Genomic DNA, 12,130 nt, shown 5'->3' on the forward strand with positions numbered 1-12,130 from the left:
CGGCGCCTCCAGCCGGGTTCCCGTCTGTCATGCACTCCCGGCAGCCCTGCGCTGGCGGCTTCGGTTTTGGGTTATCTTGCCCACCGATGGGGCATTCACTCTGGACACCTGAATGGCACGCATGAACGCCGACGATGCTCGAGACCTGGCCGCGCTGATCAGCGCTGTGGGCACCGATCAGCTGGGGCAGGCCCTGGATCGTGCGCTGCGGCAGCGGGTCGATTTCGACATGAGCTGCGTCTACCTGTTTCGCTTCAATCATCCGGCGTTGCTGGTACACAACGGTTACAACCGTTCGGTGCCGGAGCGCACCCTTGCTGCCTACCAGCGCGGCGGTTACCTGCTCGATCCATTCTACGTAGCGTGCATCAACGACCATCCTGGCGGGCTGTGGCGTATGAGTGAGCTGGCGCCGGACTGCTTCTTCTCATCGGGGTTTTCCATCTCCCCGGACATCCATCCCTGTGTGTCTTCCGAACATGGCACGCTGGTCGAAGAGATCGGTTTCATCGTGCCGCTGCAACCGCGGGTGGCCTTGGTCTACTCGTTGATGCGCAACCTTGGCGACGGGCCCTTCAGTACCGAGGAAATGCAAACCCTCGAGGCATTGACGCCGGTAGTGCACGCCCTGTTGGAGCTGCATGGCCGGGTTCGACATGGCGATAGTTTCGCCTACGCCGAGACCAGCGATGCGCGCTCTGAAGATGCGTTCATGGACATCCTGCAAGGACAGCTGACTGAGGCACAGCGCTACATCGCCAAGCTGATCCTGCAAGGCCACAGCAGCGCCTCGATTGCGGCGCTGCTGGGCATTTCGGAAGGGACCGTGAAGGTGCACAAGCACAATATCTACCAGCGGCTGGAGATCTCCAACAATGCCGATCTGTTCCGCCTGTTCATCGATTACCTGACGCGGCTGGCCTGACTTCAGGTACAGAGGGGCAGGTAACGGTGGTCATGCCGGGTTGTCGCTGGTCAGCCGCTGTACCGGTTCCGCGTGAGGCTTCTCCACCTCCTTCACCGCTGGCAACGCCAACCCACCCTGCGCCGGCTCCCGGCCGGCCAGGCCCATGCGCATGTCCGCGCCACTGGGCTGCTGGTACAGGCTCAGGCCGAACTCCGGCAATACCGAGAGCAGGTAGTCGAAGATGTCGCCCTGAATGCGTTCGTAGTCGGCCCACACGGTGGTGCGGGTGAAGCAGTAGATTTCCAGGGGCACGCCGTGTTCGCTGGCGGCCATCTGGCGGACCATGCAGGTCATGTCCTGGTGCACTTCGGCGTGGTTCTTCAGGTAGGCGAGGGCGTAGGCGCGGAAGGTGCCGACGTTGGTCATGCGCCGACGGTTGGCCGACAGCGCCGCGACGTTGCCCTGGGCCTGGTTCCAGGCCTTGAGTTCGGCCTGTTTGCGCGACATGTACTCGGTGAGCAGCTTGACGCCGGAGAGGCGCTGTTCTTCTTCGTCGGTGAGAAAGCGGATGCCGCTGACGTCGATGAACAGGCTGCGCTTGATGCGCCGGCCGCCGGACTGCTGCATGCCGCGGTAGTTGCGGAAGCTCTCGGACATCAGGCGCCAGGTGGGGATGGAGACGATGGTCTTGTCGAAGTTCTGCACCTTGACGGTGTGCAGGGTGATGTCCACCACGTCGCCGTCGGCACCGACCTGGGGCATTTCGATCCAGTCGCCGACGCGCAGCATGTCGTTGCTGGTCAGCTGCACACTGGCGACGAACGACAGCAGGGTGTCCTTGTAGACCAGCAGGATGACCGCCGACATGGCACCCAGACCGGAGAGCAGCAACAGCGGCGAGCGGTCGATCAGGGTGGCGATGATGATGATCGTGGCGAAGATGTACAGGATCATCTTCGCCAGTTGCACGTAGCCCTTGATCGAGCGGGTCCGGGCGTGAATGGTGCGCGCGTAGATGTCCAGCAGGGCATTGAGCAGCGCGCCGATGGCCAGGGTCATGAACAGGATGGTGAAGGCCATGGCGATGTTGCCGAGCAGGTTCTTGCCGGCGGCGCTGATCACCGGCACCAGGTTCAGGCCGAACTGGATCACCAGCGAAGGCGTCATCTGCGCCAGGCGGTGAAAGACCTTGTTGTGGCGCAGGTCGTTGAGCCACTGCAGGGCGTGCTGGCGGCCCAGGGCCTTCATCGCGTAGAGCAGCACGAAGCGCGCCAGGCGGCCGAGCACCAGGGCGGCGACCAGCAGCAACAGCAGAGACAGGCTGGCCTGCACCCAGGGGTGTTTGTCCAGCATGCCCAAGAGTTCATCGAAGCGGAGCATGAGAGTCTTGGTATCCATTGCGGGGGGCGGGTCCTCTGCGTGAATGAGCGGGCCATTAGAGCATTCATGCATGACAGATGACAGGCGGGTGCCGTTACAGCGTGCAAAACCGTCCGGCACCCTTCAGGCGGGCAGGCGTTTACAAGATACTAAAAGTAACCTACGGTTGGTATCTAAAGCGGCCGCCTCTGGCCGTTCTGCCAGGAGTTCTCCCATGCAAGCGCTCATCGTTGTCGCTCACCCTGACCAAGGCTCTTTCACCCATGCCGCCGCCGGTGAAGTCGCTCGTGCCATCGTCGAGGCCGGGCATCAAGTCGAACGGGCGGATCTGTGCGAGGAGGGCTTCGACCCGCGTTTCGGCGCCGCCGACCTGGCGCTGTTTCGCGGCGGTGTGGCCTTGCCCGACGACGTGCTCGCCGAGCAGCGCCGCCTGGATCGCGCTGATGCCTTGGTGCTGGTCTACCCCATTTACTGGTGGTCGTTCCCGGCCATTCTCAAGGGTTGGATCGACCGCGTGTTCACCTCGGGGTGGGCTTACGCGGAGCGACCAGATGGCAGCCTGGAGAAGAAGCTCGGCCACCTCGATGTGCACCTACTGGCCGTGGGCGGCGCAAACCTGCGCACCTTTGCCCGGCATGGCTATTTCGCGGCGATGCGCACGCAGATCGACCACGGCATCTTCGACTACGTTGGCGCCCCGGTGCGCAGCTCGGAATTGCTGTTGCACCCGGAGGCGGGTTTTCCCGATACGGCGCTGGCCACCGCACGGCGTATCGGCCAGCAGGTGTTTGCCTGAGCCGGCAAGCGCCGTATGCTGCCCGACTCAGCTTTTGCAGGAGCCCGCGACCGCCATGCCCAACGACGTTTCCCGTACCGCACCGCGCAAGCGCATGACCCGCGAAGAGCGTTATGCGCAACTGCTGCAGGTGGCCTGGCAACTGATTGCCGAGGAGGGCACCGATGCCCTGAGCCTGGGCCGCCTGGCCGAGGCTGCCGGCATCACCAAGCCGACCGTCTATGAGCACTTCGGTACCCGCCACGGGCTGTTGGCGGCCCTGTACCAGGATTACGAGAACCGCCAGAACGCGATCATCGACCAGGCCATGGCTGCCGGTGCGGCGACCCTGGAGGGCAAGGCTCGGGCCATCGCCGCCAGCTACATCGCCTGCGTGCTCAGCGAGGGGCGGGAAATTCCCGAGGTGCTGGCGGCCTTGAGTGGTTCCAGCGAGCTGGCCGAGCTGCGCAAGCAATGCCAGCGCAGCTACATCGACAAATGCCGCCAGGTACTGGCGCCCTTCACCGGTACGCCGGGCCTCGGTCTGGCGACGCTGTGGGCGCTGCTCGGCGCCGCCGACAGCCTGGCGCTGGTGGCGGTGGAAGGCGAGATCAGCGAGGCGCAGGCGGTCGAGGAGTTGTACCGACTGATTATCGACATGGTGCGCCGCACGCAGTGAATCGCTGCGCAGTGGTTGCCATCTGTCCGGTTTTGTTAACAATAGCGCCCCTGTTTCATTGCTTCTGAGATCCGCATGCCCTGGCTTGTATCGCTTCGCCTTCGTTCATCGACCCGTGGAGGCCGCTCATGACCGACCTCACTGTCGAGCTGATCCCCACCGCCCCCGAGCAGATCGAGCTGATCCGCAACCTCTACCAGTTCTATGCCTACGAGTCGTCGGACTGGGAGCAGCAGGACGTGGAGATGGACGGTCGCTACTACATCCACGAAGAACACCTGGTGCGCTACTGGCAGGAACCGGACTGGAGCGCCAGCCTGCTGCTGGTCGATGGCGAGGTGGCCGGCTTTCTGCTGGTCGAGCGCAGCGAGCTGCCGGGCATCGATGCCCTGGAACTGGCCGACCTGTTTATCCTCAAGAAGTACCGTCGGCGGGGTATCGGCCGGGCGCTGATGGGGCAGGTGCTGATGAGCGGTCACGAGAACTGGCTGGTGCGTTACTCCATCCAGGACGAGGCCGCCGAGGCGTTCTGGAGCAAGGTCATGCAAGACCTGCCGCGCCCGGCAAGGGCCATCGACCTGGACGATGACCCGGAGCTGATCAATTACCTGGTGACCCGCGTCACCCATTGATCGCGTTCAGCTGCTTCAGCCACGCCGAACGGGTTCCCGGCTGAAGCCGGTCCTACGGCGCCAACCCACTAGCGAGAAAAGCGTTTGGCCCCCGCCACGCAGACAATCACCACCAGGGTGACGCCGAGCATGCCCAGGCTGACCGGCTCACCCAGCAAGCCGGCGGCCAGGGCCAGGCCGAAGAACGGCTGCAACAGCTGCAACTGGCCTACGGCTGCCACGCCGCCCTGGGCCAGGCCGCGATACCAGAACACGAAGCCCACCAGCATGCTGAATATCGACACGTAACCCAGAGCGGCCCAGGCCGGCGTCTGGATGGCAGCGAAGCCGGCTGCCGGCAGGTTGCACAGGCTCGCCACCAGCATGACCGGCAAGGCCAGCACCAAGGCCCAACTGATGACCTGCCAGCCGCCCAGGCTGTGCGACAAGCGCGCGCCTTCGGCATAGCCCAGGCCGCAGGCGAGGATCGCCAGCAGCATCAGCAGGTCGCCCGTCAGGTTGGCGCTCAGGCCTTGAGCCATGGCGTAGCCGGCCACCATCAGGCTGCCCAGCACCGAACACAGCCAGAAGGCCGCACGCGGGCGTTCACCGCAACGCAGCACGCCGAACAGCGCGGTGGCCAGCGGCAGCAGGCCGACGAACACGATGCTGTGGGCGGAGGTGACATGTTGCAGGGCCAGGGCGGTGAGCAGCGGAAAGCCCACCACCACCCCGGCGGCCACCACCGCCAGGGGCAGCAGTTGCTCACGGGTCGGTCGCGGCTGCCTGAACAGCCCCAGCAGCGCGAGGGCCAGCAGGCCGGCCAGGCTGGCCCTGGCGCTGGTGAGAAACAGCGGCTCGAACTGCGCCACCGCGACCCGGGTGGCCGGCAACGAGCCGCTGAAGATGATCACCCCGAGCAGGCCGTTGAGCCAGCCGGCCATCGGCAGTGCAGGGGTCGGGCGGTGCAGGGGAGAGGCGGAAGACATGGCGAGGTGCTCGGTGGCTTGCGAAGCGCTCATGCTAGGCAGCACTATCGGCACAATCAAAAAATTGTCATGGATACATTCGCCATGCCCCGCGCCCGCTACAAGACCCTGGTCGACCGCCTGGCCGCCGACATTCGTGCCAGCCGCCTGCTGCCCGGCAGTCGTCTGCCGACCCATCGGGCCCTGGCCGCCGAGCATGGCCTGGCGCTGGTGACCGCCAGCCGCGTGTATGCCGAGCTGCAGCGCATGGGCCTGGTCAGTTGTGAAACCGGGCGTGGCACCTTCGTGCGGGACATCTCCATGCCGCCGGGCCTGGGCATCGACCAGAAGACCGTGGCCCAAGGCATGGCCGACCTGAATTTCAACTACCCGGCGTTGCCGGCTCAGGCCGAGCTGTTGCGCGGTGCCTTGCGCCAACTGGCGGCCTCGGGCGACCTTGAGGCTTTGCTGCGTTACCAACCGCATGCCGGGCGGCCTCACGAACGCGCTTGCGTGGCCCGCCACCTGGCCGCACGCGGGTTGCAGGTGGATGCCGCGCAGGTGCTGATCGTCAACGGTGCGCAGCAGGGCCTGGCGGTCGCCTTGATGGCGTCGCTGAAGCCTGGCGATGTGATCGCCGCCGATGCGCTGACGTACTCCGGTTTCAAGGTGCTGGCTGAAGCACTGCACCTGGAGATCGTCGCCATTCCGGTGCTCGAACACGGGCCGGACCTGGCCGCGCTGCAGCGGCTGTGTGCCAGCCGGCGAGTCAAGGCGCTGTACAGCATGCCGACGCTGCACAATCCGCTGGGCTGGGTGCTGGATACCGCGCAACGTGAGCAACTGGTGGCCATCGCTCGTCGGCACGACCTGTTGATCATCGAAGACGCGGCCTATGCCTTTCTCGTCGAGGATGCCCCGGCGCCGCTGTTCAGCCTGGCACCGGAGCGCACCTTGCACATCTGCGGCCTGTCCAAGAGCGTGGCCACCGGCCTGCGGGTCGGCTTCATCAGCGCGCCGCTGGAGCGCGTTGCCAGCCTGGAGCGGGTGATTCGCGCCACCACCTGGAACACCCCTGGCGTGCTCACCGCCATTGCCTGCCAATGGCTGGAAGACGGCACCGTCATGCAGTTGGAAGAGCACAAGCGCGACGACGCCCGCCGGCGCCAGCAAGTCGCCGCCGAGGCGCTGGCCGGGCTGCCTTGTCAGAGCCATCCGCTGTCTTACTTCCTATGGCTGCCCTTGCAGGAAGACGCCCGCGCCGATCGGGTGGCGGCGGCCCTCAAGGACGAGCAGGTGGCGGTGTCCACCGCCGAGCCCTTTGCCGTGTCGGCCCATGTGCCGCATGCCCTGCGCCTGGCCTTGGGCTCGGTGGACCTGGCGACCTTGCGTCAGGCGCTGCTCAAGGTGCGCTGGGTGGTGCAGGCGCAGACATGACGCGCAGCACTTACAGCCAGGTGGCCAGGCTGATCACTACCAGAGGCAGGGCCAGCCCGGCGATCACGGTCTGGCTGGCGATGATCCCGGCCATCAGCGGGGCGTCACCGCCCAGTTGCCGGGCCATGATGTAGGACGATGACGCGGTGGGCAGGGTCTGGAACAGGATGGCAGTGACCGCCGCTTCGCCGCGCAGGCCCAGCAGATGGCAGGCCAGCAGAGTGGCGGCGGGCATGACCACGAACTTGGCCAGCGACGACACGCCCACCGGCTTGAGCCAGCTGCCGGCGGCAGCGAAGTTCAGCGCCGCGCCTACGCACAGCAGGCCCAGCGGCAACGAGGCCTGGCCCAGGGCCTTGAGGGCCGGGCCGATGCCGGCTGGCAGACCCACGCCCAGCAGTTGCAGGAGAATGCCGATCAGGCAGGCCAGCACCAGCGGGTTGAGCGCCAGCTGGCGCAGCGTGGCCTTCAGCGACAGGCGTCCGGCGCTGCCGTAACGGGCGAACACCAGCACGCAGAGGATGTTCACCGTCGGCACGATGGTGGCGTTGGCCACCGCTGCCAGGGCGATACCGTGGGTGCCGAACAATCCGGCGGCGGCCGAGACGCCGACATAGTTGTTGAAGCGAATACCGCCCTGGAACAGCGAAGTGAAGGCCGCGTCATCGACCTTGAGCAGGCCGCGCAGGGCCACGAACAGCATGGCCACCGGCACCGTCGACAACAGCAGCACCGCGACCATCTCGCGCACCGGCACATCGTCGAGTTGCGCGGTGGCCAGGCTGTGCAGGAACAGCGAAGGCAGCAGCAGGTAATAGCCCAAGCGCTCGGCCTGCGGCCAGAATCCTTCGTTGAGAAAATGCCGATGGCGCAGCCAGGCGCCGAGGGCGATCAGCACGGCGATGGGCAACAGGGCGAGGACCAGCGCGGCGCTCATGGGCGGTCTCCCAGGGCGCTGACAAGACGCTGGCAGCCTTTTACCAGGGTGGCCTGGTCGGTGGCGAACGACAGGCGCAGATGCCCCGGTGCTCCGAAGGCACTGCCGGGCACGGTGGCCACACCGACCTTGAGCAGGTCCATGGCCACGTCCTGGTCGTCGTGGGTGCCTTTGATTCTGGGCAGCAGATAAAACGCCCCCTCGGGGCTCAGTACGTCCAGCGTCTGGCTGGTACGCAGCACCGCCAGGGCGGCATCACGGCGCTGCCGGTAGATGGCGTTGCGTTCAATGAGGAAATCCCGTTCGCCCTCCAGCGCGGCGATGGTCGCCAACTGGCTGAGGGTGCTGGTCTGCGTGCAGTTCTGCGACTGAATGGCGTTGATCGCCGCCACCAGTGGCGCCGGTCCGCAGCCCCAGCCGACGCGCCAGCCGGTCATGGCATAGGCCTTGGAAACGCCATCGACCAGCAGGGTCCGCTCGTTCAGGTCCTCGGCCACGGCGGCCAGCGTCGCGTAGGGCTGGTCGGTGAAGCGGATCTCGGCGTAGATGTCGTCGCTGAGGATCATCAGCTGCGGATAACCGCGCAACACCTCGGCCAACTCGCGCAGTTGCGCGACGCTGTAGGTCGAACCGGAAGGGTTGCCGGGGGCGTTGAGCACCAGCCAGCGAGCGTTGGGTGACAGCTCCAGCGCCGCCGCCAGGTGTTCGGCGGTCAGGCGAAAGCCCTCGGCGGCGGTGGTCGGCAGCACCACGGGTTGCGCCCCGCAGAGGCGGATCATGTCTGGATAACTGGCCCAGTAGGGCGCGGGCAGCAAGACTTCGTCGCCAGGCTGCAAGGTGGCCATGAAGGCATTGAAGATGACCTGCTTGGCCCCGCAGCCGACCGCGACCTGATCTTCCCGGTAATGCAGGCCGCGATCATGGCTTACCCGCCAGCGAATCGCTTCGCGCAGGCGCGGCAGGCCGTTGGCCGGGGAGTAGCTCTGGCGTTGGCCAAGAGCGGCGTGGGTGGCCAGCAGCACATGGGCCGGTGCGTCGAAGTCTGGCTCGCCCAGGGTCAGGTCGATCACATCCTGGCCCTGCGCGCGCAGGGCGGCGGCGTGACGTGCCATCAGCAGGATCGGTGAAGGGGTTGCGGTGCGGGTGGGGCTGGCGGTGGTCATGGCGTGCCTCGATGCGGAAGTCCGGATCAAGATAGCGGTCACCAAGGACAAGAAAAAACGATATTAAATTGAGGTTTTGTCAATTATTCCTCATGGGTCGGCATATGCCCCGCCTGCGCCCGTACCGCTTCGGCCAGTGCCACCGCCAGGCGCCCGGCGGGGCGGTCCTCGCGTTCCAGCAGCACCACCCGGCGCATCCGTTGTGGTTCGCCGAAGGGCAGGCATACCAGGCTGGAAAACGCCGCCAGGTTGCGCTCGCTCATGGGAATGACCGCCACGCCCAGGCCGCTGGCAACCATGCGGACAATCGCCTCCTGACTGTCCAGCTCCATGCTGGTCTGTACCCGCAGGCGCTGGCGGCGCAACTCGCGTTCGATGGTGCGCCCGGCCCAGGCACGGCGGTCGAAGCGAATGAACGGGTAGTCCTGCAGCAGGCGCCTGGGGTCGCGGCTGTCGGCGTCGGCCGGGGCGATGATCCAGAAGCCTTCCTCGAACAGCACGGTGCTGACCAGACCGTGGGGGTAGGGCTTGACCGGTTCGGTGGTGACGGCAGCGTCCAGGTCGCCGGCCTCGATCAGCACCGCCAGTTCGGCAGACATGCCCGAGGCCACGTTGACCCGCAGGTTGGGGTGGGCGCTGCCCATGGCCGCCAGCGCTGCGGGCAGCACGCCGGCCAGGGCGGTATGGATGGCGCCCAGGCGCAAGCGCCCGCGCAGCTCGCTGCCATCGCCCAGCTCGGCGGCAATGCTGTCGTAGATGGCGAGGATCTCCCTGGCGCGCTCCACCGCCAGATGCCCGGCCTCGGTCAGCACCGGCAGGCGCCGCGAGCGGTCGAACAACGGCGCATTGAATTCCTCTTCGAGACTGCGTACATGCAGGCTCACTGCCGACTGGGTCAGGTGCACCGCTTCGGCGGCGCGGGCGAAGGAGCCGTGGCGGGCGATGGCGACCAGGGTACGCAGGGCGCGGAGGGACATGCAGGCTCCTGAAGGGCGGCGGATGTGGCGCGCAGCATAGCGCCATCTCTGCCGCTGTGGGTCACAAGGGCAGGGCGGTGGTGGCCTTGATCTGTTCCATGGCGAAGCTGGAGCTGACATCCGCGATGCCGGGAATCTGGATGAGCTGCTTGTACACCGCGTCGTATCCGGCAATGTCCGGCACCGCCAGGCGCAGCAGGTAATCGGTGACACCCGCCATGCGGTAGAACTCCACCACTTCCTTGATTTCGCTGACCCGGCGGTGGAAGGTCTCCAGCCATTCCATGTCGTGACGCCCGGTGCGCACGAAGGCGAATACGGTGACGGGTACGCCCAGCTCCTTGGGGCTGAGCAGGGCCACGCGCTTGAGGATGACGCCGGTTTCTTCGAGCTTCTGGATACGCCGCCAGCAGGCGGTGTTGCTCAGGCCGACGCGCTCGGCGACCGTGGCCAGCGCGACGGTGCAGTCCTGTTGCAGGATGGCGAGGATCGCCTTGTCGAATTTGTCCATGTATGAACACCGCTCTTATTGCCGATAGGCATAACGATTTTGCCGTTGGTGATTGGGCTGAAATTTTATTCCCTAATTGGCTTTTTAATCGGAAGTATTTTCCGATATTGCCAGCTGATACCCGTTATTTATCAATTATTTTTCCCGCTGCCAGCTATACCATTTTCACCAGCCTCTCATCACTTCGTGCTGGTACTCCCATGTCTGAACTGTATTTCGATTACGCCGCCACCACTCCTATCGACGACCGCGTCGTGGCCGACATGCTCGTGCACATGGGCCAGCGGGCCTTCGGCAACCCGGCTTCGACCTCGCACCAGCACGGTCAGCACGCCCGCCAGGCGGTGGAGCAGGCTCGCGGGCAGGTGGCTGCGCTGATCGGTGCGCAGGCCAATCAGGTGGTGTGGACCTCCGGGGCCACCGAGTCGAATAACCTGGCGCTCAAGGGCGTATTCGCCAAGGCACCGGCGGGCCGTCGACACCTGGTCACCAGTTGTATCGAGCACAAGGCGGTCATTGACAGCGTCAGGCAACTGGAGCAACAGGGCGTCGAAGTGACCTGGCTGCGCCCCGGCGCCGACGGCCTGATCCACCCCGAAGCGGTGGCCGATGCGCTGCGTGACGACACCCTGCTGGTGTCGCTGATGCTGGTCAATAACGAGCTGGGCACGCTGACGGACATTCGACGCATCGGCGAGCGGGTGCGCGAGCGCGGGGCGCTGTTTCATGTCGATGCCGCGCAGGCCACCGGCAAGGTCGCCATCGACCTTTCCAGCCTGGCGGTGGATTTGATGTCGATCTCCGCACACAAGACCTACGGGCCCAAGGGCATCGGCGCGCTGTATGTGGGGGATCGGGCCCGTGCTCAGGTCGAGGCGCAGATTCATGGCGGGGGCCACGAGCAGGGCCTGCGCTCCGGCACCCTGGCTACCCACCAGATCGTCGGCATGGGCAGCGCCTATGCGTTGGCCGGGGCCGAAATGGTCGAAGAAAGCGCGCGCATCCAGGCACTGTCCAACCGCCTGCGCGATGCCATGCTGGCGTTGCCGGGCGTAGCGTTGAACGGCGACGCGGCGCAGCGCATCCCCCACACCCTCAACTTCAGCATCGACCGCTTTGCCTTCAGCCCGGCGGTGTTCAGCGGGCGCCTGGCGCTGTCTTCGACCTCGGCCTGCAACTCGGCGAGCAACGCACCTTCCCACGTGCTTCTGGCCCTGGGCCTCAACCCGATGCTGGCCAACCAGTCGGTGCGCATCAGCTTCGGACGCTTCACCACGAGTGAGGATGTCGACCAGGCCATTGAGGTGCTGCGTCAGGTCCTGGCCTGAATGCAATACGGTTCGCTTAAGCGGCATGTGGCCCGGTGGGAGGGGCTTTAGCCGCAGTAATGGTCAATTAGACCGTTGGAGCTTGCTCGCGATGGCTGGGACACGTTCACAACAGATGCATGAGGTTTGCCGGCCTCTTCGCGAGCAAGCTCGCTCCAACAAAAGTCAGTTATACCGAAGCAGTCTGATCTGGCGTCGCTTTTGCTTTTCAAGCACCGCTCTCACAGACGCCGCCAATCGCGACTTGGGTGCAGGCCGAGTGCAGGTGTCATGGAAGGGGGGTAAGCCGGCAGGGAAGCCGGCTTAGGCGCACTGGGCCAGGGACGGGCCATTGCGCCGGCCCCCTGGAATGGCGCCGGAAGGAGGGAACCCCGCCGCAGGCGGGGCCAAACCAGGAGCAGTGGTTTGCCCACTTTGCCGTAACAAAGTGGGTCGCCCGCCAGGGCGAAACCTGGGG

The 12,130-nt window shown here is 65.6% G+C and carries 12 protein-coding genes; 6 read left to right on the forward strand and 6 right to left on the reverse strand.

Annotated features, from left to right (window positions below; genetic code table 11):
• Nucleotides 1–121: 121 nt before the first annotated feature.
• Nucleotides 122–925: a helix-turn-helix transcriptional regulator gene (locus tag QZ497_RS15940; protein ID WP_295476705.1), complete on the forward strand. Its 804-nt coding sequence runs from the start codon at nt 122–124 to the stop codon at nt 923–925.
• A gap of 30 nt (nt 926–955) precedes the next feature.
• On the opposite strand, the gene QZ497_RS15945 is transcribed toward QZ497_RS15940, so the two are convergent.
• A complete protein-coding gene (locus tag QZ497_RS15945) occupies nt 956–2,305 on the reverse strand; it encodes a mechanosensitive ion channel family protein (protein WP_295476696.1) in 1,350 nt (449 codons plus the stop codon).
• A gap of 196 nt (nt 2,306–2,501) precedes the next feature.
• Between QZ497_RS15945 and QZ497_RS15950 the strand changes: the two genes are divergently transcribed.
• The 3 genes from QZ497_RS15950 to QZ497_RS15960 all read left to right on the forward strand — a co-directional run bounded on the left by QZ497_RS15950 (nt 2,502) and on the right by QZ497_RS15960 (nt 4,373).
• Complete coding sequence (locus tag QZ497_RS15950; RefSeq protein WP_295476697.1) at nt 2,502–3,083, forward strand: NAD(P)H-dependent oxidoreductase; 582 nt, start codon at nt 2,502–2,504, stop codon at nt 3,081–3,083.
• Between the two features lie 55 nt (nt 3,084–3,138).
• Entirely contained in the window at nt 3,139–3,741 is a 603-nt protein-coding gene (locus tag QZ497_RS15955) for a TetR/AcrR family transcriptional regulator (protein ID WP_295476698.1), read from the forward strand.
• 128 nt (nt 3,742–3,869) lie between these two features.
• Nucleotides 3,870–4,373, forward strand: a complete 504-nt coding sequence (locus tag QZ497_RS15960; RefSeq protein WP_295476699.1) for a GNAT family N-acetyltransferase — start codon at nt 3,870–3,872, stop codon at nt 4,371–4,373.
• Nucleotides 4,374–4,441: 68 nt separating this feature from the next.
• Here QZ497_RS15960 and QZ497_RS15965 read toward each other — a convergent pair whose 3' ends face one another.
• Nucleotides 4,442–5,341, reverse strand: a complete 900-nt coding sequence (locus tag QZ497_RS15965) for a DMT family transporter (RefSeq protein ID WP_295476706.1) — start codon at nt 5,339–5,341, stop codon at nt 4,442–4,444.
• An 84-nt stretch (nt 5,342–5,425) separates the two neighbouring features.
• Here QZ497_RS15965 and QZ497_RS15970 point away from each other — a divergent pair, with 84 nt between their 5' ends.
• Entirely contained in the window at nt 5,426–6,757 is a 1,332-nt protein-coding gene (locus QZ497_RS15970) for a PLP-dependent aminotransferase family protein (protein ID WP_295476707.1), read from the forward strand.
• A 10-nt stretch (nt 6,758–6,767) separates the two neighbouring features.
• On the opposite strand, the gene QZ497_RS15975 is transcribed toward QZ497_RS15970, so the two are convergent.
• From QZ497_RS15975 to QZ497_RS15990, 4 genes are all read right to left on the reverse strand, one after another.
• Complete coding sequence (locus QZ497_RS15975; protein WP_295476700.1) at nt 6,768–7,694, reverse strand: AEC family transporter; 927 nt, start codon at nt 7,692–7,694, stop codon at nt 6,768–6,770.
• Nucleotides 7,691–8,857 (reverse strand): pyridoxal phosphate-dependent aminotransferase, encoded by a 1,167-nt coding sequence (locus tag QZ497_RS15980; RefSeq protein ID WP_295476701.1) that lies wholly within the window; start codon nt 8,855–8,857, stop codon nt 7,691–7,693. Before QZ497_RS15980 ends, QZ497_RS15975 begins: the two co-directional genes overlap by 4 nt.
• Before the next feature lie 83 nt (nt 8,858–8,940).
• Nucleotides 8,941–9,834, reverse strand: a complete 894-nt coding sequence (locus tag QZ497_RS15985; protein ID WP_295476702.1) for a LysR substrate-binding domain-containing protein — start codon at nt 9,832–9,834, stop codon at nt 8,941–8,943.
• 61 nt (nt 9,835–9,895) lie between these two features.
• Nucleotides 9,896–10,345, reverse strand: coding sequence for an Lrp/AsnC family transcriptional regulator (locus tag QZ497_RS15990; protein WP_295476703.1), 450 nt, complete (start codon nt 10,343–10,345; stop codon nt 9,896–9,898).
• Nucleotides 10,346–10,545: 200 nt separating this feature from the next.
• On the opposite strand from QZ497_RS15990, the gene QZ497_RS15995 reads away from it, so the two are divergent.
• Complete coding sequence (locus tag QZ497_RS15995) at nt 10,546–11,673, forward strand: aminotransferase class V-fold PLP-dependent enzyme (RefSeq protein WP_295476704.1); 1,128 nt, start codon at nt 10,546–10,548, stop codon at nt 11,671–11,673.
• The last annotated feature ends 457 nt before the right edge of the window (nt 11,674–12,130 follow it).

The sequence above is a fragment of the uncultured Pseudomonas sp. genome, from assembly GCF_913777995.1.
Classification (GTDB): Bacteria; Pseudomonadota; Gammaproteobacteria; order Pseudomonadales; family Pseudomonadaceae; genus Aquipseudomonas.